General features: G+C 62.7%; 20 protein-coding genes. 8 read left to right on the top strand and 12 right to left on the bottom strand.

The features are described 5' to 3' along the window. Positions 1 to 34 precede the first annotated feature (34 nt). The 3 genes from ATY29_RS13805 to ATY29_RS13795 form a co-directional block, all read right to left on the bottom strand. A complete protein-coding gene (locus tag ATY29_RS13805) occupies positions 35 to 1,396 on the bottom strand; it encodes an FAD-containing oxidoreductase (protein ID WP_097536674.1) in 1,362 nt (453 codons plus the stop codon). Then, positions 1,393 to 1,854 carry a membrane protein gene (locus ATY29_RS13800; protein WP_025418933.1) on the bottom strand — a complete coding sequence of 154 codons (462 nt, stop codon included), beginning with the start codon at positions 1,852 to 1,854 and terminating at the stop codon, positions 1,393 to 1,395. Before ATY29_RS13800 ends, ATY29_RS13805 begins: the two co-directional genes overlap by 4 nt. 185 nt (positions 1,855 to 2,039) lie before the next feature. Then, the gene (locus tag ATY29_RS13795) at positions 2,040 to 3,227 is read right to left on the bottom strand and encodes an acyl-CoA dehydrogenase (protein ID WP_097536673.1); all 1,188 of its coding nucleotides are present in this window, start codon (positions 3,225 to 3,227) and stop codon (positions 2,040 to 2,042) included. 175 nt (positions 3,228 to 3,402) lie between these two features. On the opposite strand from ATY29_RS13795, the gene ATY29_RS13790 reads away from it, so the two are divergent. After that, positions 3,403 to 3,741, top strand: a complete 339-nt coding sequence (locus tag ATY29_RS13790; RefSeq protein WP_003564008.1) for a cupin domain-containing protein — start codon at positions 3,403 to 3,405, stop codon at positions 3,739 to 3,741. Here ATY29_RS13790 and ATY29_RS13785 read toward each other — a convergent pair. After that, the gene (locus ATY29_RS13785; protein ID WP_003564006.1) at positions 3,734 to 4,696 is read right to left on the bottom strand and encodes a LysR family transcriptional regulator; all 963 of its coding nucleotides are present in this window, start codon (positions 4,694 to 4,696) and stop codon (positions 3,734 to 3,736) included. The genes ATY29_RS13790 and ATY29_RS13785 overlap by 8 nt on opposite strands. Before the next feature lie 174 nt (positions 4,697 to 4,870). On the opposite strand from ATY29_RS13785, the gene ATY29_RS13780 reads away from it, so the two are divergent. The 7 genes from ATY29_RS13780 to mmsB all read left to right on the top strand — a co-directional run bounded on the left by ATY29_RS13780 (position 4,871) and on the right by mmsB (position 12,010). Continuing rightward, the gene (locus ATY29_RS13780; RefSeq protein ID WP_097536672.1) at positions 4,871 to 6,076 is read left to right on the top strand and encodes an ABC transporter substrate-binding protein; all 1,206 of its coding nucleotides are present in this window, start codon (positions 4,871 to 4,873) and stop codon (positions 6,074 to 6,076) included. 5 nt (positions 6,077 to 6,081) lie between these two features. Beyond that, positions 6,082 to 6,864, top strand: a complete 783-nt coding sequence (locus ATY29_RS13775; RefSeq protein WP_003564004.1) for an ABC transporter ATP-binding protein — start codon at positions 6,082 to 6,084, stop codon at positions 6,862 to 6,864. Next, complete coding sequence (locus ATY29_RS13770) at positions 6,864 to 7,565, top strand: ABC transporter ATP-binding protein (protein WP_003564003.1); 702 nt, start codon at positions 6,864 to 6,866, stop codon at positions 7,563 to 7,565. The genes ATY29_RS13775 and ATY29_RS13770 overlap by 1 nt, the downstream gene beginning before the upstream one ends. Positions 7,566 to 7,569: 4 nt before the next feature. Next, complete coding sequence (locus ATY29_RS13765; protein ID WP_097536671.1) at positions 7,570 to 8,457, top strand: branched-chain amino acid ABC transporter permease; 888 nt, start codon at positions 7,570 to 7,572, stop codon at positions 8,455 to 8,457. A 1-nt stretch (position 8,458) separates the two neighbouring features. Continuing rightward, a complete protein-coding gene (locus tag ATY29_RS13760; RefSeq protein ID WP_097536670.1) occupies positions 8,459 to 9,448 on the top strand; it encodes a branched-chain amino acid ABC transporter permease in 990 nt (329 codons plus the stop codon). 75 nt (positions 9,449 to 9,523) lie between these two features. After that, on the top strand, positions 9,524 to 11,119 hold the full coding sequence (locus ATY29_RS13755; RefSeq protein WP_097536669.1) for a GMC family oxidoreductase: 1,596 nt from the start codon (positions 9,524 to 9,526) through the stop codon (positions 11,117 to 11,119). A gap of 9 nt (positions 11,120 to 11,128) precedes the next feature. After that, positions 11,129 to 12,010 carry a 3-hydroxyisobutyrate dehydrogenase gene (gene mmsB / locus ATY29_RS13750; protein WP_003563999.1) on the top strand — a complete coding sequence of 294 codons (882 nt, stop codon included), beginning with the start codon at positions 11,129 to 11,131 and terminating at the stop codon, positions 12,008 to 12,010. Between the two features lie 112 nt (positions 12,011 to 12,122). Here mmsB and ATY29_RS13745 read toward each other — a convergent pair whose 3' ends face one another. The 8 genes from ATY29_RS13745 to rhaS form a co-directional block, all read right to left on the bottom strand. Further along, positions 12,123 to 12,902, bottom strand: a complete 780-nt coding sequence (locus tag ATY29_RS13745; protein WP_097536668.1) for an ABC transporter ATP-binding protein — start codon at positions 12,900 to 12,902, stop codon at positions 12,123 to 12,125. Positions 12,903 to 13,070: 168 nt separating this feature from the next. Beyond that, positions 13,071 to 13,829: a fumarylacetoacetate hydrolase family protein gene (locus tag ATY29_RS13740; protein WP_097536667.1), complete on the bottom strand. Its 759-nt coding sequence runs from the start codon at positions 13,827 to 13,829 to the stop codon at positions 13,071 to 13,073. 79 nt (positions 13,830 to 13,908) lie between these two features. Further along, positions 13,909 to 15,282, bottom strand: coding sequence for an FGGY-family carbohydrate kinase (locus ATY29_RS13735; RefSeq protein ID WP_097536666.1), 1,374 nt, complete (start codon positions 15,280 to 15,282; stop codon positions 13,909 to 13,911). Beyond that, entirely contained in the window at positions 15,279 to 15,599 is a 321-nt protein-coding gene (rhaM, locus tag ATY29_RS13730; RefSeq protein ID WP_097536665.1) for an L-rhamnose mutarotase, read from the bottom strand. Before rhaM ends, ATY29_RS13735 begins: the two co-directional genes overlap by 4 nt. Continuing rightward, the gene (locus ATY29_RS13725) at positions 15,596 to 16,606 is read right to left on the bottom strand and encodes an ABC transporter permease (protein WP_003563988.1); all 1,011 of its coding nucleotides are present in this window, start codon (positions 16,604 to 16,606) and stop codon (positions 15,596 to 15,598) included. Before ATY29_RS13725 ends, rhaM begins: the two co-directional genes overlap by 4 nt. Next, on the bottom strand, positions 16,603 to 17,592 hold the full coding sequence (locus ATY29_RS13720; protein WP_097536703.1) for an ABC transporter permease: 990 nt from the start codon (positions 17,590 to 17,592) through the stop codon (positions 16,603 to 16,605). Before ATY29_RS13720 ends, ATY29_RS13725 begins: the two co-directional genes overlap by 4 nt. A 10-nt stretch (positions 17,593 to 17,602) precedes the next feature. Continuing rightward, positions 17,603 to 19,138: a sugar ABC transporter ATP-binding protein gene (locus tag ATY29_RS13715; RefSeq protein ID WP_097536664.1), complete on the bottom strand. Its 1,536-nt coding sequence runs from the start codon at positions 19,136 to 19,138 to the stop codon at positions 17,603 to 17,605. A 73-nt stretch (positions 19,139 to 19,211) separates the two neighbouring features. Beyond that, a complete protein-coding gene (gene rhaS, locus ATY29_RS13710; protein WP_003563984.1) occupies positions 19,212 to 20,207 on the bottom strand; it encodes a rhamnose ABC transporter substrate-binding protein in 996 nt (331 codons plus the stop codon). Positions 20,208 to 20,227: the final 20 nt, after the last annotated feature.

The raw sequence follows: 20,227 nt of genomic DNA, 5'->3' as shown, positions 1-20,227 counted from the left end.
CTCCGGCCTCGACTCTTGGAGCGTCAATGCGCAACTAAACTGGCTTCAAATCCCCAAGCAGCGTCGGGATCAGCTCCGATACCGTCGGATGGATTGGCACCGACCATTTGAGCGCGGGGTAGGTCGTTCCCGCATTCATCGCATCGATAAGACCGTGGATCACCTCGTCGCCCTCGATGCCCAATATCGCCGCGCCAAGGATTTCCTGGGTCTCGGCATCGGCAATCACCTTCATGAAGCCCTTGGTCTCGCCGCGTTCGTTGGCCCGGCCGACGCGGCTCATCGGTCGGGTCGAGACCATGATCCTGCGGCCTGAGGCACGCGCCTGCTTCTCCGTCATCCCGACGCGGCCGAGCGGCGGATCAATGTAGAGCGCATAGGCGGGGATGCGGCTCGAGAGTTTGCGGTCTTCGCCGTCGATGAGGTTGGCGGCGGCGATCTCGAAATCATTATAGGAGGTGTGGGTGAAGGCGCCGTGGCCATTGCAGTCGCCGAGCGCCCAGATGCCCTCGACATTGGTGGCGAGCCTGTCGTCAACGGTGATGAAACCGCGTTTATCGGTGGCGACGCCGGCGGCATCGAGGCCGAGATCGTCGGTATTCGGCTTGCGGCCGGTGGCGATCAGCACGTGGCTCGCATCGATCGTCGCCGAGCCGGCAGCGACGCTGACCCCGCGGCCATTGTGCGCAAAGGCGATGTTGCCGGCATCGGTGTGGACGTTGATGCCTTCGGCGCGCAGGATGTCGGCGATCGCATCGGATATATCCTCGTCTTCGCGCGATGCGAGCTTCGGGCCGTGCTCGACGACGCTGACGTCGGCGCCGAAGCGGCGATACATCTGCGCGAATTCTAGTCCGATGTAGCTGCCGCCGATCACCGCCAGATGCCGCGGCAGCGTGTCGAGATGGATGATCGAGGTGCTGGTGAGGTAGTCGATATCATCGATACCAGGCAGTTCCGGGATGACGGGTCGCGCGCCGACATTGAGGAAGATGCGCGGCGCGCTTAGCATCTCGCCGTTGACGCTGACGGTCTTCGGGCCCTCGAAACGGGCATGGCCATAGATCACGCTCATGCCGTCCATGCCGCCGAGCCAGCCGATCAGGCCATTGCGGGCATTCATCGTCACCGTTTCGGCCCGGGCTCTCACCACCTTCATGTCGATGGTGATCTCGCCGGGGATATTGACGCCGTAAGCTGCGCCGCTTCTCGCGACATGGGCGGCGCGGGCGCTGGCCACCAGCGTCTTCGTCGGCATGCAGCCGGCATTGACGCAGGTGCCGCCGAGGAATTTGCGCTCGATCAGCGCCACGTTCATGCCCTTTTCGACCATGCGCGCGGCAAGCGACGGGCCGGCCTGGCCGGCGCCGATGACGATGGCGTCGAAGCTCTTCATGACACGGCTCCCACGATCAGCAGCGCGCCGATGACGGCGACGGCATCCTCGATGAGAGCGGCCGGCAGATCCCTGCCGAATGAGCCGGCAAGCCTGGCGCGAAGGGCGGCGCCACCATAGGTGCCGATGACGGCGCCGATCACGCCGGCGATCAGCCCGCCGAAGAGCAGGCTGCTGGCTGCGCCGATCGCGGCACCCGAGAGTGCGCCCGAGACGATGCGGGCGCCGAATTGCATCGGCACCTTGCGCGACGGCGTCGACGGCAGCTGGTCGGCGATCAGCTCGATGACGGCAAGGATCGTGAAGATCCACGGTGTCCAGCGATAGCCCATGAAGGCAAGCGGCGTCTGCGAGACGTCGAACCAACCGAGTGCTGCGCCCCAGGCGACGGCGGCCGGCGCGGTCATGGTGCGAAGGCCTGAAATGACACCGATCAGCAATGCAAGAAGCAGAAACATGCGATCCCCTCTTTGCCGGCCTCGCGCCGCAGAGGGAAGGTTGCACATTGTCAGGCGCGTGGCAATTCGGCGTGTTTCGCTGGCCCAAAACGCGTCGCGACCTTTCGCATTCGCTCCTCACGCTTTAGGTCTTTGTTTTTTCAATCTCTTGATCGTAAAACCGCTGCACGGTCTTCACGCATACTCTAGTTCGCAAAGGCCGCGATGCCGGTGATTGCCCGGCCGATGATCAGCGCGTGGATGTCGTGCGTGCCCTCATAGGTGTTGACCACTTCGAGGTTGACGAGATGACGAGCGATGCCGAATTCGTCGGAGATGCCGTTGCCGCCGAGCATGTCGCGGGAAGCGCGCGCGATATCAAGCGCCTTGCCGCAGCTGTTGCGCTTGAGGATCGAGGTCAGCTCCACTGGCGGATGGCCTTCCTCTTTCATGCGGCCGAGCCGCAGGCAGCCCTGCAGGCCGAGCGAAATCTCCGCCGCCATGTCGGCGAGCTTCCTCTGGATCAGCTGGTTGGCGGCAAGCGGCCGGCCGAACTGTTTGCGCTCCAGCGTGTATTGTCGGGCTCTGGCATAACAATCCTCGGCAGCGCCAAGCGCGCCCCAGGCGATGCCGAAGCGGGCCGAGTTGAGGCAGGTGAACGGGCCCTTGAGACCGGTCACATCAGGCAGAAGATTTTCCTCGGGCACGAAGACCGAGTCCATCACCACTTCGCCGGTGATCGAGGCGCGCAAGCCCACCTTGCCGTGGATAGCGGGGGCCGAAAGCCCCTTCCAGCCCTTTTCGAGGATGAAGCCGCGGATCAGGCCATCCTCGGTCTTTGCCCAGACGACGAAGACGTCGGCGATCGGCGCGTTGGAGATCCAGGTCTTCGAACCGGTCAGGGTATAGCCGCCGTCGACCCTTTTGGCGCGCGTCGCCATCGAGCCCGGGTCGGAGCCGTGGTCGGGTTCGGTCAGTCCGAAGCAGCCGATCCATTCGCCGGATGCAAGCCTCGGCAAATATTTGAGCTTCTGCTCTTCGGAGCCGAAGGTTTCGATCGGCACCATGACCAGCGAGGACTGCACGCTCATCATCGAACGATAACCGCTGTCGACCCTTTCGACCTCGCGGGCGATCAGGCCGTAGGCGGTGTAGCCGAGGCCGGCGCCGCCGTAATCGGGGGAGATCGTCGGGCCGAGAAGGCCGAGTGCGCCCATTTCGCGAAAGATTTCGGGATCGGTCTTTTCATTGCGGAAGGCGTCGAGAACCCGCGGTGCAAGCTTTTCCTGCGCATAGGCATGGGCCGTCTCCTGCACCATGCGCTCTTCGTCGGTCAGCTGTTCCGCCAGGCGGAACGGGTCGGCCCAGTCGAAAACCTCGCGCGTATGCTGCATGGCGGCGTCTCCTCACCCTTGCATTCAGGCTTGCCTCATCAAAGGTCGCATAGACCCGCCAGCCGAGCGCGTCAACTAAAGGCGCCCCTCTCGAAAAGACAGGGACCGCGATCTTTTCAAATGCGTCGGCATGATCCACTTTGCCCGCGATCGATTCTGGAACGAGGAGACGGAAATGTCGTCAAGCGATCTGTTCGTATCGGCCGAAGGCGCCGAGTGGGTCAATCCCGAGCCCGGCGTCGTCAGGCGGATCATGACCTATCTGCCCGAGATGATGATGGTGGAAGTGGCCTTCGAAAGCGGCGCCGTCGGTGCTGCCCATTCACATCCGCATATCCAGGCAAGTTATGTCGCCGAGGGCAGTTTCGAAGTGACGATCGACGGCCGCACCGAGGTGCTCCGCCAAGGCGGCAGTTTCATCGTGCCTCCCAATCTCGTCCATGGTGTCAAGGCGCTGGAAAAGGGCCGACTGATCGATAGCTTCACGCCGCACCGGGCCGAGTTTCTCAAATAGGTGAGGTCTCGGCTTCCGGCCGGCGCGGCAAGCCGGCGGCCGTGACATAGGGCGGCACGAAGCGCGCGTCCTCGCCGCGCACGGCCTGGCGCAGAAAGTCGATGACGGCGCGCACACGCGGGGCCTGTTTCAGGTCGCGATGGCAAGTGATCCAGTAGTGGCGCTTGAGGTCGATCTCCTGGGGCAGCACACGCACGAGCTCGGGATAACGGCTGGCGAAGAAATAGGGCAGGATGCAGAGGCCGAGGCCGTTTCGGGTCGCAGTGAGCTGCGCGAAGATGCTGGAACTCTGGAACTGCGGCTTGATGCGGGGGTGCACATCGCTGAGGTAATCCAGGCCCGGCGCGAAAATCATCTCCTCGATATAGCTGACGAAGGGATGCTCGAGCAGGTCCTCGCGGCAGGTAATGCCGGGCGCTTTCGCCAGATAGTCGCGCGAGCCGTAGATCTGCAAATGATAGTCGGTCAGCTTCTCAGCGAAATAGGGCCCGCCCTTCGGCTCGTCGAGCACGACGGAAAGATCTGCCTCCTTGCGCGACAGCGACATGATCTGCTGGATCGTCACCAGCTCGAGCGAGAGATGCGGGTGTTGGGCGGCAAATCGCGGCAGCACGGTGGCGAAGAAGAAATTGGCAAAACCCTCCGGGGCGCTGAGGCGCACCAGGCCGCGCTGCGCCATCGAGCCGTCGGCAAGGTCGGCGCGCAGCCGCTCGGTCTCCTGCTCCATCCGCTCGGCCGTTTCGACGAAGCGCGTGCCCATTGATGTCAGCACATAGCCGCGCGGATTGCGCTCGAACAGCTTGACCTTGAGGGTGAATTCCAGTCGGTCGATGCGCCGCGAAACCGTGGCATGGCTGGAACGCAGCTGGCGGGCCGCCGTCGACAGCTGTCCGGTGCGGGCGACGGCTAGAAAAAACTGAAGATCGTCCCAAGTAAACTGCGGTGGATTGCTCATGGTGAGCCCCTCTGTTCAAAAACGAACAGATACTGTTTGGAATTAGTTGTAAACCACCCGTTGCTTCGACGCGGAATTTCCGTGATCGTAAGGCGAGGGTCCGCCGTTCTGAGGAGTGCGGCTGGCCAAATCTGAACAGATCCGCAATTTGGCTCATCTCTGGGAGGAGAGAATATGCGTAAGAATCTCGTTGCATCGGTAGCATTTCTGCTTGCGAGCAGCACAGCGGTGCTCGCGCAGAGCGCGGCTGACGGCAAGGTCAAGATCGGTATCCTGAACGACCAGTCGGGCGTCTATGCCGATTTTGGCGGCAAATCTTCCGTCGAGGCCGCCAAGATGGCAGTCGAGGATTTCGGCGGCAAGGTGCTGGGTGTTCCGGTGGAGATCGTCGATGCCGACCACCAGAACAAGCCCGATATCGCCTCCAACATCGCCCGCCAGTGGTATGACACCGAGCAGGTCGACGCGATCATGGAATTGACGACCTCCTCGGTGGCGCTCGCGGTGCAGGCGATCGCCAAGGAAAAGAAGAAGATCGACATCGTCACCGGTGCGGCGACAACCGATCTGACCGGCAAGGCCTGTTCGCCCTACGGCTTCCACTGGGCTTACGATACCCATGCGCTGGCGGTCGGCACCGGCGGCGCGCTCGTCAAGCAGGGTGGCGACAGCTGGTTCTTCCTGACCGCCGATTATGCCTTCGGCTATTCGCTGGAGCAGCAGACCACCGACTACGTCAAGGCAAGCGGCGGCACGGTCGTCGGCGCCGTCCGCCATCCCTTGTCGAGCCAGGATTTCTCCTCCTTCCTGCTGCAGGCGCAATCGTCCGGCGCCAAGGTGATCGGCCTTGCCAATGCCGGCCTCGACACCTCGAACGCCATCAAACAGGCGGCCGAATTCGGCATCACCCAGGGCGGCCAGCATCTGGCGGCGCTGCTCTTCACGCTCGCCGAAGTCCATGGTCTCGGCCTCGAGGCGGCGCAGGGGCTGACACTGACGGAAGGTTTCTACTGGAACCGCGACGACGAAAGCCGCGCCTTCGCCAAGAAGTTTTTCGCCCGCACCAACAAGATGCCGAATATGATCCATACCGGCACCTATTCGGCGGTGACGCAATATCTGAAGGCGGTGCAGAAGGCCGGCACCGACGAGACCGAAGCCGTCGCCAAGGTGCTGCATGAAATGCCGGTCGATGACGTCTTCGGCCGCGGCGGCACGGTCGGCGCCAATGGCCGCATGATCCACGACATGTACCTGCTGCAGGTCAAGAAGCCGGCCGACAGCAAGGAGCCGTGGGATTACTTCAACGTTCTCGCCACCATTCCCGGCAAGGAAGCCTATATCGATCCCGCCAAGAGCGGCTGCGATCTGGTGAAGTAAGCACGATGGCGGTTTCCGCGATTGAAACTCAGGCAAAGCCGCGGGTGGTATTATCCGCCCGCGGCCTGCGCCGCGATTTCGGCGGCTTCACGGCCGTCAAGAATGTCGATCTCGACGTGCATGATGCCAGCGTGCATGCGCTGATCGGCCCGAACGGCGCCGGCAAGACGACGGTCTTCAACTTGTTGACGAAGTTCCTGCAGCCGACATCGGGCTCGATCACGCTGATGGGCACCGATATCACCGGAACGCCGCCCGACAGGGTGGCGCGCATGGGGCTGGTGCGCTCCTTCCAGATCTCGGCGGTGTTCCCGCATTTGAGCGTTCTCGACAATGTGCGCGTGGCGCTGCAGCGGCCGAACAATCTTTCCACGCAATTCTGGCGGCCGCTGTCGGCGCTCGACCGGCTGAATGAACGCGCCGAGCAGCTGCTTGCGAGCGTCGGGCTTTCCAAGGAGCGCGATCATGTCGCCGCCGATCTTTCCTACGGCCGCAAGCGGGTGCTGGAGATCGCCACGACGCTGGCGCTGGACCCGAAGGTGCTGCTGCTCGACGAGCCGATGGCCGGCATGGGGCTGGAGGATGTCGGCGTCGTCTCGGCGATCATCCGCGATGTCGCCCGCGACCGGGCGGTGCTGATGGTCGAGCACAATCTCTCCGTCGTCGCCAATATCTGCCAGCATGTGACCGTGCTGCAGCGGGGCGAGATCCTCGCCGAAGGCGATTACGCCACCGTCAGCCAGGACGAGCGCGTCCGCGTGGCTTATATGGGCACGGAGGAGCATTGATGGCCGCTCTCCTCGAAATCCAGGATCTCAATGCCTGGTATGGCGAAAGCCATGTGCTGCACGGCGTCGATATGCGGGTTGGAGAAGGCGAGACGATCACCATTCTCGGCCGCAACGGCGTCGGCAAGACGACGACGCTGCGCACCATCACCGGCATCGTTCGAGCTCGCAAGGGCAGGATCAGCTTTGCCGGCAGCGACATGATGCAGGTGCCGCTGCACAAGACGGCGCACCGCGGCATCGGCTTCGTGCCGGAGGAGCGCGGCATCTTCTCGACGCTCACCGTTTCGGAAAACCTGCTGCTGCCGCCTGTGGTCGCGAAGGGCGGCATGACGCTCGACGAGATCTACGAGCTTTTCCCCAATCTCTACGAGCGCCGCGGCAGTCCGGGCACCAAACTATCAGGCGGCGAGCAGCAGATGCTGGCGATCGCCCGGATCCTGCGCACCGGGGTCAGGCTGCTCATTCTCGACGAACCGACCGAGGGGCTCGCGCCCGTCATCGTCCAGCGCATCGGCGAGGTGCTGCAGACGCTGAAAGGACGCGGGATGACGATCCTGCTCGTCGAACAGAATTTCCGTTTCGCCAGTCGTATTGCCGATCGCTTCTATCTGATGGATCATGGGCAGATGGTATCGGAATTCCCGGTCGGCGAACTGCCGCAGCGCATGGATACGCTGCATAAGGTTCTGGGAGTGTGACCAGATGACGATGATCTTCGGCATTCCCCTGCAGGCGCTGCTTGGCCAGTTGCTGATCGGCCTGATCAACGGCTCGTTCTATGCGCTGCTCAGCCTCGGCCTTGCCATCATTTTCGGCCTGCTCAGGGTGATCAACTTCGCCCATGGCGCGCAATATATGCTCGGCGCCTTCGTCGCCTATCTGCTACTCACCTATGCCGGCATCGGCTACTGGCCGTCACTGATCCTGGCGCCCGTCATCGTCGGCCTTGCCGGCGCCGTCATCGAGCGGTTGTTCCTGCGCCGGCTCTATGATCTCGATCCGCTCTACGGCCTGCTCTTCACCTTCGGAATGGCGCTCGCGGTCGAAGGCACCTTCCGTTTTCTCTACGGCTCTTCCGGCCAGCCCTATGCGACACCGGCGGCGCTGGCCGGCGGCGCCAATCTCGGCTTCATGTTCCTGCCGATCTACCGTGGCTGGGTGGTCGTCGTCTCGCTGGTCGTTTGCCTCGGCACCTGGCTGCTGATCGAAAAGACCAAGCTCGGGGCGTATCTCAGGGCCGCCACCGAAAACGCCGTGCTGGTGCAAGTCTTCGGCGTCAACGTGCCGGTGCTGCTGACGCTCACCTACGCGCTCGGCGCCGGGCTTGCCGCTTTCGCCGGCGTGCTGGCGGCGCCGATCTATCAGGTCTCGCCGCTGATGGGCTCGAACATGATCATCGTCGTCTTCGCCGTGGTCGTTGTCGGCGGCATGGGATCGATCATGGGCGCGATCATCACCGGTTATGTGCTCGGCATTGCCGAGGGCCTGACCAAGGTCTTCTACCCCGAGGCTTCCAACATCGTCATCTTCGTCATCATGGCGATCGTGCTTCTCCTCAGGCCCGCGGGCCTCTTCGGCCGGGATGCCTGATATGACCGACATCACCGACACCATCCGAACGGAAAGAAGTCGCACCGCCCTTTCGGTGCAGGCGGGCTTCCTGCTCGTGGGATTGCTGCTTCTGCTGCTGGCGCCGTTTTTCTTCTATCCGATCTTTCTGATGAAGCTGCTCTGCTTCGCGCTCTTTGCCTGTGCCTTCAATCTGCTGCTCGGCTATACCGGCCTGCTTTCCTTCGGCCATGCCACCTTCTTCGGCGGGGCTGCCTATTTCACCGCCTATACGGTGAAGGCATGGGGCCTGCCGCCGGAACTCGGCATCCTGATCGGCGTGGCGGGGGCCGCCTTTCTCGGCCTCGTCATGGGTTTCTTTGCGATCCGCCGCCAGGGCATCTATTTCGCGATGATCACGCTGGCGCTGTCTCAAATGTTCTTCTTCTTCTGCCTGCAGGCTAAGTTTACCGAAGGCGAGGACGGCATCCAGTCGGTGCCGCGCGGCCATCTCTTCGGTTTCATCGATCTGAACAGCTCGACCAACATGTATTATTTCGTGCTGGCGGTTTTCCTGATCGGCGTGCTGATCATCTGGCGTTTCATCAATTCGCCCTTCGGCATGATCCTGAAATCGATCCGCGAAAACGAGCAGAGGGCGATCTCGCTCGGTTATTCCGTGGCGCGCTACAAGCTCGGCGCCTTCGTCATGTCGGCGGCGCTTGCCGGGCTTGCGGGCGGGGTGAAATCGATCGTCTTCCAGTTCGCGACTCTCACCGACGTCGCCTGGCAGATGTCGGGCGAGGTGATCCTGATGACGCTGCTCGGCGGCATCGGCACGCTGATTGGCCCGCTCTTCGGCGCCGGCCTGGTCGTGGCGCTGGAAAACTACCTCGCCACCTCGGAATTCCCGGTGACGATCATCACCGGCATCGTCTTCATGGTCTGCGTGCTGATTTTCCGCCGCGGCATCATCGGCGAATTCTACGCTTCGCGGCTGGGGCGGAAGCTAGGCTTCGTCTATCGCCGCTGAACGGCGGAACTCTCCTCTTTCCGCAGCGCGGGCGGAGGGAAGCGGCAGGCATCTGGAGCTTCGTGCGGGGCGCACATGGATCGTTATGACTACATCATCATCGGGGCAGGCAGCGCCGGCTGCGTGCTTGCCAACCGGCTATCGGCCGATGGCAGGAGCCGGGTGCTGCTGCTCGAAGCCGGCGGCAGCGACAATTACCACTGGATCCACATTCCTGTGGGCTATCTCTATTGCATCAACAATCCGCGTACCGACTGGTGCTTTACCACAGCGCCGGAAGCGGGATTGAACGGCCGGGCGCTGAGTTATCCCCGCGGCAAGGTGCTCGGCGGCTGTTCGTCGATCAACGGCATGATCTACATGCGCGGCCAGGCGCGCGATTACGACCTCTGGCGGCAGATGGGCTGCACCGGCTGGGGCTGGGACGACATTCTGCCCTTCTTCCGCAAGTCCGAGGATTTTTATCGCGGCGCCGACGACCTGCATGGGGCGGGCGGCGAGTGGCGGATCGAGAAGGCGCGCGTGCGCTGGGCCGTGCTCGATGCCTTCCAGCAAGCGGCGAGGGAAGCCGGCATTCCGGAGACCGGGGATTTCAACCGCGGCAGCAACGAGGGCTCCGGCTATTTCGACGTCAACCAACGCTCCGGCATTCGCTGGAACACCTCCAAGGCCTTCCTGCGCCCGGCACGGAAGCGCTCCAACCTGACCGTGCTCATCAAGGCGCAGGTCCGGCGGCTGCTGGTGGAGGAGGGCGCCGTTGCCGGCGTAGAATTCCAGCACGATGGCGTGGCGAAACGCGCTTATGCGACCAGGGAAACCATCCTTTCGGCCGGTTCGATCGGCTCGCCGCATATTTTGGAGCTGTCGGGCATCGGCCGGGGCGAGGTTCTCAGCCAAGCGGGCGTCGAAGTCGTCGCGGAGGTGAAGGGTGTCGGCGAGAACCTGCAGGACCATCTGCAACTGCGGCTGGCCTATAAGGTGACGGGCGTTCCGACGCTGAACGAGAAGGCGACGAAACTGATCGGCAAGGCGGCGATCGGGCTCGAATATCTCGTCCGACGCTCCGGGCCGATGGCGATGGCGCCGAGCCAACTCGGCATCTTCACCCGCTCCGGCCCGGACCGGGAAACGCCCGACCTGCAATATCACGTGCAGCCGGTCTCGCTGGAAAAATTCGGCGATCCTGTCCATCCCTTCCCGGCGATCACCGCGAGTGTCTGCAATCTGAGGCCGGAAAGCCGAGGTTCAGTGCACCTGTCGAGCCCGGATTTTGCCGCCCAGCCGACGATCAGTCCGAAATACCTCTCGACGCAGCGCGATCGTGACATAGCGGTGCGTTCAATACGCTTGACGCGCAAGATCGTCGCGCAGCCTTCGTTCGCGAGGTTTCGGCCGGAGGAATTTAAGCCCGGGCCGAGTTATCAGACCGAGGCCGATCTGGAGCGGGCGGCGGGCGAGATAGGCACGACGATCTTCCATCCGGTGGGAACCTGCCGCATGGGCGCCGACAGGGACAGCGTCGTCGATCCCCGGCTGAAACTCCGGGCGCTTGGCAAGCTTAGGATCGCCGACGCCTCGGTGATGCCGTCGATCACCTCGGGCAACACCAATTCGCCCACGATCATGATCGCCGAAAAGGCAGCGGCGATGATCCTCGAAGACAACAGGTAGGAGAAGACCATGGCAAGGATCGCATTCATCGGCCTCGGCAACATGGGCGGGCCGATGGCGGCCAATCTCGTCAAATCGGGTCACGAGGTCCTCGGCTTCGATCTCGCGGCCTCGGTGCTGAAGGCGGCCGAGGCGAGCGGCGTCAGAGCGGCAAGCCATGCCAGTCAGGCGGTCAAGGACGCGGAGGTCATCATCACGATGCTGCCGCAGGGCAGGCATGTGCTGACGGCCTGGACCGATATTCTGCAGACCGCGGCACAGGACACGCTGGTTATCGATTGCTCGACGATCGATGTCGAGAGCAGCCGCAAGGCGCATGAGATGGCGAAGGCCGCAAGCTGCCTCTCGCTCGACGCGCCCGTCTCCGGCGGCACCGGCGGGGCGAGCGCCGGCACGCTGACCTTCATGGCCGGCGGCTCGGACGAGGCCTTCGCCAGGGCCAAGCCGATCCTGGAGGCCATGGGCAAGAAGATCGTCCATTGCGGCGAGGCGGGCGCCGGCCAGGCGGCGAAGATCTGCAACAACATGATCCTCGGCATCTCGATGGTCGGCGTCTGCGAAGCCTTCGTGCTGGCTGAGAAGCTCGGCCTCTCGCACCAGGCGTTGTTCGACGTCGCCTCGACCTCATCAGGCCAGTGCTGGGCGATCAATACCTATTGCCCGGTGCCTGGGCCGGTGCCGACGTCGCCGGCGAATAACGGCTACAAGCCGGGTTTTGCCGCGGCGCTGATGCTGAAGGATCTGAGACTCTCGCAGGAGGCAGCGCTGGCGAGCGGTGCGTCAACGCCGATGGGTGCCGAGGCTGCGCAGCTTTTTGCGCTCTTCGAAAAGCAGGGCAATGGCGGACGGGATTTCTCCGCCATCATCGAGATGTTTCGCGAGAAGGTGTAGGCGACGGCCTAAAGCGCGTCGCGATCTTTCAGATTCGCTCCTCGCGCTTTAGGTCTTTGTTTTTACGCATGTCGTTATCGCAAAACCGCTGCACACTTTTGCGCGACATGCTCTAGAGGAGATAGCTGACCGGCTCTTTTCGAACGGGATGCGGGAAGACACCCATGCCGACACCGAAAATGGAGTGCAGCGTGTCGGCTTGCATGATCTCGGCGGGCGTGCCTTCGGCCTTGATCCGGCCGCGGCTGAGCGCGACGATCGCGTCGCAGTAGCGGGCGGCAAGATTGATATCGTGCAGTACGATGACGACGGTCAGCCCGCGTTCGTGGCTGAGCTCCTGCACCAGCGAGAGAACGCTTGCCTGATGAGCGAGGTCGAGCGCCGATGTCGGTTCGTCGAGCAGCAGGCAGCGGGCATTCTGGGCGAGCATCATGGCGATCCAGGCGCGCTGACGCTCGCCGCCGGACATGTTGGCGACGAGACGATCGGCAAAATCCTCGAGCTCGGTGCGGGCGATCGCCTCTTCGACCATATCGCGATCCGTCGCGGTGAAGCGGCCGAGCGTTCCGTGCCAGGGAAAGCGGCCGAGCGCCACGAGTTCGCGCACGGTCATCCCGTCGGTCGCCGGGGTGAATTGCGGCATATAGGTGACGTGCCGGGCAAATTCCCGAGCGCCCCAATCAGCCGCCGGCTTGCCGCCGAAGGCGATGGCGCCGGATTTCGGTGCGATCTGGCGGGCGATGATCTTCAAAAGCGTGCTCTTGCCGGAACCATTCGGCCCCACCAGCCCATAGATGCGGCCCTGCTCGAGCGTCAGGTCGATGCCATGCAGGATGGATCTTGGCCCGATGGCATAGCTGATATCAGACAGGGCAAGGAAAGACGAAGGCATGGTCTGCTCCAGGTTCGGCGCTGCAGGTTCGGGAAGGCTCCGGACGTTTATAAGCCCTCCTCGGATCCGGTTCCTGCAAAACTAAACCTAGATTGTCAACTTAACATTTCTGCCGGGCGTGAAGGCGGCCTTGGGGTTGGCCGCGGCCGCAGCCAGAACCGGTGTCAATTATGACTTCGACACAGAAAAACTCAGCCTGACATCGCCGAAGAGGATGTCGATTGCACCGGGCTCGGTCAGTTCGATTGCGCCGCTCAACGTGCCCGTGGTGATCAGCGCGCCTGCCTTCAGCGATGTTTCGGGGCGCAGACCGTCATTGGCGTAATCGATGAGCCAGGTGAGAACGTCCCCCTTCGGATGCTGCGCCGGACCGTCATAGATAATGCAGCCGGCATGGGTGACCTTGAGCGGCGTGCCGCCGGCGGTGTCGACGGCGCTCTTTTCGACCTGCGGGCCGAGCACATAGCCGCTATTGCCGAGGCGGTCGGCGACGAACAGCAGAAAGGAAACGGCACCGCTTTCCTTAATGGCGCTGACCAGCAGCTCGGCGCCGAGATAGACGGAGGAGATCGCCTCGACCACTTCGGCACGGCTGTAGGCAGTGCCTGCGCGGATCGGCAGATCCTTGCCGAGGCGCACGGCAATCTCGGTCTCGAATTTCAGCCCCGGATACCAGGCAATATCAGCGCCGGAGACGGCTTCGGCATAGGGATGCAGCGGCGCAGCGACCGCCTGGCCCTGCGGCGAAACCGTCACCTTCCACGCATTGCTGGAAATGCCTTCGGCGGCGGCGAGGAAATTCTGCGCCTCCATGGCCTGATGCAGATCAGCCGGCAGCGCGAACGTGCTCGTTGCCTCCTGCCTGGCGTCTTGATGCAGACTGTGAAGCCTGGCTGCAAGGGCGCGCGGATCGAATGTCTCTGTCATGGTGTCTCCTCGACTTCATTTTCGAGGTGACACACTAACCGCAAGCCAAGGACGGACAAGGCCGTTCTTGGAAAGACTCCTATTCCATCGCGGCGTACCAGCGGTCGCGATAGGCGATCAGTCCTGGGATATCGGCCGGTGCAAAATGCCTCTCGGCACCTGAGACCGGCCGGATGCCGGTGAGCAACGCCGCGCCCTGGCTGGTGCCGGTTGTGCCGGGAAGGGCCATAACCTCGCGGCCGGCAAGTGCCGCAAGCAGCTTCAGATAGGTCTCGTTGAGGGCAAAAGGTCCTTCGACGACGACGGGGCCCTTGGCGCCGATCAGCCCGAGGCAGGCGTCGGTCATCAGCGCCAGATAGAGGCAGGCGGCGGCATGACGCGCCTCGCGGCTTACTTCCTCCGCGCCGATCCAACGGCCTATTTTTCCTGGGAAGGGTCCGGAGGCGGGGGCGATATTGGGCAGCAGCATCATGCCCTTGCCGATCACAGCACCGATCGCCGCCCAGGCGGCGTCGTCGTTCACTGGGCCGATCTCGGCCGAAAGCATCTCGAATTCCCGCCCGCCCATGAAACGCGAGGAGGGGACGGCTCGGCCATAGGCGTCGACATTGGCGAGTGCATCGCGGCTCGGATCGAGGTGGTCGAGATCGCCGCCGACGCCGAAACTGATGACCCATGTGCCTGTCGAGACGACGGCGAAGGGGGCTTCCCGATGGACGAGGTGCGGCAGCAGCGAGGCATTGGAATCGTGGATGCCGCAATAGACCGGGACGGAAATGCCGATTTCGTCGGCGATCTCGGGCAGGACAGGGCCGAGCGCATCGAAGGCGGAGCGGATCGGCGCCATCAGATCGCGGATGCCGAGCCGGTCGACGAGGGAGGAATAGTCTGATGTTTTCGGATTCCAGAGGTCGGTGTGGCAGCCGAGGGAAGTCAGTTCGTTGGCGGAGACGCCGGTCAGCCGCGCCGCCCAATATTGCGCATAGGTGAGGATGGTGGCGACCTCAGCGAAGTCTGCCGGCAAAGCACTCTTCTGGTAATGCAGTTGCGCGCCGACATTGAGGCCCATCGCAAGGCGCGGCGAGAAGGTTTCGTCGAAGGAGGGGCGCAAGGCGGTATAGGCATCGCGGATCGCCTGCGGATATTCATGCTCGTAGTCGATCACGGGCATGGCGAGCGCACCGTCCCGGTCGAGCAGCGCGGCCGCCGCGCCATGGGTGGTGATCGAAATGGCATCGAAGCCGGGTTCTCGCGCAAGGCGCTTCAGCGCGTCGAGTGCGAAGGACCACAGGGCCTCTATGTCGTAGTGCGGATAGGGGCCAGTTTTGATCGTGATGTTCGGCCGTTTCAGCACGGCGATCTCGGTGCCGGTTTCGCTGTCGAGGACGACGACCTTGGCATTGGTCTTGCCGATGTCGAGAACGGCGATGCGGCGATAGGAGAGGGTGCTCATGGCATATGGAAGAGGGTGACGAGGTCGCTCTGAGCGGGCGAGTTATCCGGATTGCTTGCCATGATATCGGCCATATGAGCCCACCATTTCTTCATGACTGGATGCTCCGGCAGGCTTGCCATCGTGTGGTCGGCCGGCCGCGTCAGCACGCCGAAGAGCGTGTTGGTCTCGCGGTCGAGATGGATGGAATAGTCGCTGGCGCCCGATTGGTGCAGGAGATCGACCAGTTCCGGCCAGATCTCGTCATGCCGCTTGCGGTATTCGGCTTCCATGCCGGGGTTGAGCTGCATCTTGAAGGCGTGTTTTTCCAGGGTCATCGGGAGCTCATGAGCTTGATGCGGCGGGCAATGATCGGGATCGCAATAGTGATAATCAGGAGCAGGCCGATGAAAATCGACATGACGATGCCGGGCACGTTCAACAGGCCGAGGCCGAAGGTGACGAGGCCCATGACGAAGGCAGCGATGACGACGCCGCCGATCCTGCCGGAGCCGCCGAGGATCGAGATGCCGCCGAGCACGACCATGGTGACGACTTCGAGCTCCCAGCCTTGGGCGATCGACGGCCGGGTCGAACCGAGGCGCGAGGTCAGGCAGACGGCGGCAATGCCGCTCATGACGCCGGTCAGCAGGAAGAGAATGAATTTCACGCGCTCGACCGGGATACCGGAGAAGCGGGCGGCAAAATCATTATTGCCGATCGCATAGACCTGCCGGCCGAAATTCGTCGCATGCAGCAGGATGGCGAAGAGGGCCGCCAGTACGATGAACAGCACGAATTCGAAGGAAAACACCCAGAACACATAACCCTGACCGAAATAGGCGAAGTCGGCGGGATACTTGCCGTAAGCCTGGTCGCCGAGCACGATATAGGAAATGCCGCGGAATAGGCTCATCGTGCCGATGGTGACGACGATCGACGGCAGTTTCAGCACCGAGACCAGCACGCCGTTGAAGATGCCGCATGCAAGGCCGGTGCCGATGCCGATCAGCACCAGTCCGGGCGTGCCGACGCCAAGCTGCGCCGCCGCCCCCATCGCCGTCGAGGCAAGCGCGATGATCGCGGCGACCGAGAGGTCGATTTCGCCCGAGATGACGAGCAGCGCCATGGCGAAGGCGATCATCGCCTTTTCGGTGAAGTTGAATGTCGCGTCCGAGAGGTTCCAGGCATCGAGGAAATAGGGAGAGGCCACGGAATTGAAGATGAAGATCAGGACGGCGACACCGAAGAGCAGCACTTCCCAGCTCGAAATGACGCGCTTGAAAGGTGTGCCGAGCCGATCGGGAATGACCCGTTTTCCGGGTGTTGAAGAAACGGTGCTCATGCTGCGACCTCCGCTGCTGCGCGGTCACGCAGGATGATGCGGCCTCGATTGCGCTCGCGCCTTGCGTTGAAGACGACGGCAAGGATGATGACGGTTCCGGAGATCGCCATCTGCGTGAAGGGCGAAATGCCGATGACCGGCAGGGCGTTCTTGATGACGCCGAGGAAGAGCGCGCCGAGCACGGTGCCGGCGACAGAGCCGACGCCTCCGGCAATCGAGATGCCGCCGATAACGCAGGCCGCGACGCTGTCGAGTTCGAAGCCGTTGGCGATATCGACATAGGCGACGGCATAACGCGACACCCAGAGATAGCTGGAAAGGCCGGCAAGCGCCCCCGAAAGCACGAAGGCCAGGAACTTCGTGCGGCCGGTATCGATGCCGGCATAGACGGCAGCCGTCGGATTGCCGCCGGTCGCATAGGCCGAGCGGCCGAACTGGCTGTAGCGCAGCAGCATGTACATCAGCGCGACGATGATGATCGCAACCCAGCCCAGCACCGGCAGGCCGAGAATCGGCGTGCGGGGGACGGCGAGGAAGGTCGGTGTCATCTGGTGCGCGTTCACCCAGGCGCCGCCGGAGAGCACAAAAGCCATGCCGCGATAGATGGTAAGCGTGCCTAGGGTGACGACGATCGGCGGGATTTCGAGGCGCCAGACGAGGAAGCCGTTGATGGAGCCGAGCGCAGCACCGATCACGACCGCGGCAAGGATCAGCAAGATCAGCGGCAGGCCGGGAAAGGCGGCATTCATCATCGCGATCGCCATGCCGGTAAAGGCGAGATTGGCGGCAACCGAGAGATCGATCGATTTCGTCAGGATGACCGTCATCTGGGCAAGCGCCAGAATGATCAGGATCGCTGTATCGTTGAAGATACCGGCGAGATTGTCCGGTGTGGCGAAATCGGCGGCCCGCGTCGAGAAGATGCCGATCATCAGCACGATGATGGCAAAGAGCAGGGTTTCGCGTTTTCTGATCAGTTTGGCCATGCCCATCACCTCATGCATTTCCGGTCGCCGCGCGCACCAGCGCTTCCGGTGAAAGCTGATCGCGCTCGAAGAGCCCGGCCGACAGACCTTCCTTCATCACCAGTACCCGGTCCGACATGCCGATGATTTCGGGCAGTTCGGAAGAGATCATGATGATCGAGAGGCCCTCTGCGGCAAGCTCGCTGATGAAGCCGTGGACGGCAGCCTTCGAGCCGATGTCGATGCCCTTGGTGGGTTCATCGAGGATGATGACCTTGGGCGTGGTGGCGAGCCACTTGCCGATGACGACCTTCTGCTGATTGCCCCCCGACAACGTGCCGACCGGCACGGAGAGGGCGGCGGCGCGCAGATCCAGCCGCTCGGCATATTTGCGGGCGAGCGCGAATTCTTCCGCCGCCTGCAGGAAGCCCTTGCGCGAGGTGCGTGCGAGCGATGGCAGCGTCATGTTCTGATAGATCGGCATCGGCAGCGCCAGGCCGTGGCGGCCGCGCTCTTCGGGAACATAGACGATGCCGGCTTTGATCGCATCATGCGGCGCATGGATCGAAATTTCCCGACCCTCGAGCGTCAGCCTGCCGGAGAGCGGCCGGGTGATGCCGAAGAGCGACTGCGCGAGTTCCGACCGTCCGGCGCCGATCAGGCCGTAGATGCCGAGAATCTCGCCCTTGCGCAGGGTCAGCGAAATATCGCGGAATTCGGTGCGGTGGCTGTATTTTTCGACGTCGAGCACCGGAGCGCCGATTGCCACGTCGATCTTCGGGAAGGCGTTTTCGACGTCGCGGCCGACCATCATGCGGACGATTTCGTCCTGTGGCGTTTCCTTGAGCCGGCCCTGACCGATAGCGCGGCCGTCGCGGAAGACGACGAAATCGTCGGCGATCTCGTAGACCTCGTCGAACTTGTGGCTGATGAACAGGATCGCCTTGCCCTGTTCCTTCAGGCCCTTGATGATGCGGAAGAGATCGTCGATCTCCTTGCGGGAAAGGGCGGCCGTCGGCTCGTCCATGATGACGATGCGGGCCTCGATCGACAAAGCGCGGGCAATCGCCACCAGGTGGCGCTGCGCGATCGAGAGGTCCTTCAGCCGGATCGTCGGATCGATATTGCTTTCAAGCGCGGTCAGCAGCGTCTTCGAGCGGCTGTTCATCACCTGCCAGTCGATGGTGCGAAAGCGCGTGCGCGGCGCATGGCCGAGGAAGATGTTTTCGGCAACCGTCAACTCGTCGAACAGCACGGTTTCCTGATGGATGGCGGTGACGCCGGCATCGATCGCCGCCTGGGCGCTGGAGAAGGTCACCGTTCGGCCGTCGACCAGGATCTCGCCTTCGTTCGGCCTGTAGATGCCGGTCAGGATCTTGACGAGCGTCGATTTGCCGGCGCCGTTTTCGCCGATCAGCGCGGTGACCGTGCCGGGGTGAAGCGCGATGCTGACATTGTCGAGCGCTTTCACGCCTGGAAAGATCTGCGAGATGCCGCGCATTTCCAGAATGGCGGGGGCATCGCCGGTTTTGCTGTCCGTGACGGATTGTTGAAAGGCGGCGTTCATCGGCTTATACCAGTGTCGAATGAGAAATCCCGGCGGCTATCAGGCCGCCGGGCTTTTATAGAGCTGCTTCGGATCAGAAGACCTTGGAGAACTGGTCGATGTTGGAAGCGTTGTAGACGAAGGGATCGGCCATGGCGGCTTCGCCATTGTCGCCAATCTTGATCTTGCCCATGCGGCCTGCTTCGATTTCGCTGCCCGGCTTGCCGTCGGTATCACCCTTTGCCAGGTGATAGGCGATCTGGGTGGCGGAATAGCCGAGATCGATCGGATTCCAGATGGCGAATTCCTTCGTGGCGCCCGACTTGATCGCGCCGGCCATTTCGGACGGCAGCCCGAGACCGGTGACGTAGACCTTGCCGACGAGACCCTTGTCTTCGACGACCTTGGAAGCGGCGAGAACGCCGACCGTCGTCGGAGCGACGATGACCTTGACGTTCGGGTTGGACTTCAAGAGGCCTTCGGCTTCACGATAGGACTTGTCGGAGAGGTCGTCGCCATAGACTGTGGTGACGAGGTTGAGGCCGGCGAAATCCTTGAGCTGCTTTTTCATCTGGTCGATCCAGATGTTCTGGTTGGTCGAGGTGGTCGTTGCCGACAGGATGGCGAAGTCACCCTTGCCACCTTCAAGGTGGTCCTTGACGAGCGTCAGGCACATCTTGCCGATCAACTCGTTGGAAGATGGGTTGAGCTGCAGGATGCGGCCTTCAGGTGCGACGCCGGAATCCCAGGAGATCACCTTGATGCCGCGCTGGGCAGCCTTCTTCAGCGCCGGAACGAGCGCGTCGGGATCGTTCGCCGAAACGGCGATGGCATCGACGCCCTGGGCGATCAGCGAGTTGATCACTTCGATCTGGCCTTCGGCCGTCGTCGAGGTCGGACCGGTGTAGATCACTTCTACGCCGCCGAGTTCCTTGGCGGCTTCCTGGGCGCCCTTATTGGCGGCGTCGAAGAAGCCGTTGCCGAGCGACTTCACGACGAGGCCGATCTTGATGTCCTTGGCGCTGGCGGTGCCGGCCATCATAGCGACGGCTAGCGCTGCGCCGAGCGCAAGTGTCTTTGCGAATTTCATGTCACTTTCCTCCCATTAAG

This window comes from Rhizobium hidalgonense (genome assembly GCF_002914525.1).
Lineage (GTDB): Bacteria > Pseudomonadota > Alphaproteobacteria > Rhizobiales > Rhizobiaceae > Rhizobium > Rhizobium hidalgonense.
This window is presented reverse-complemented; position numbering and strand designations above follow the sequence as displayed.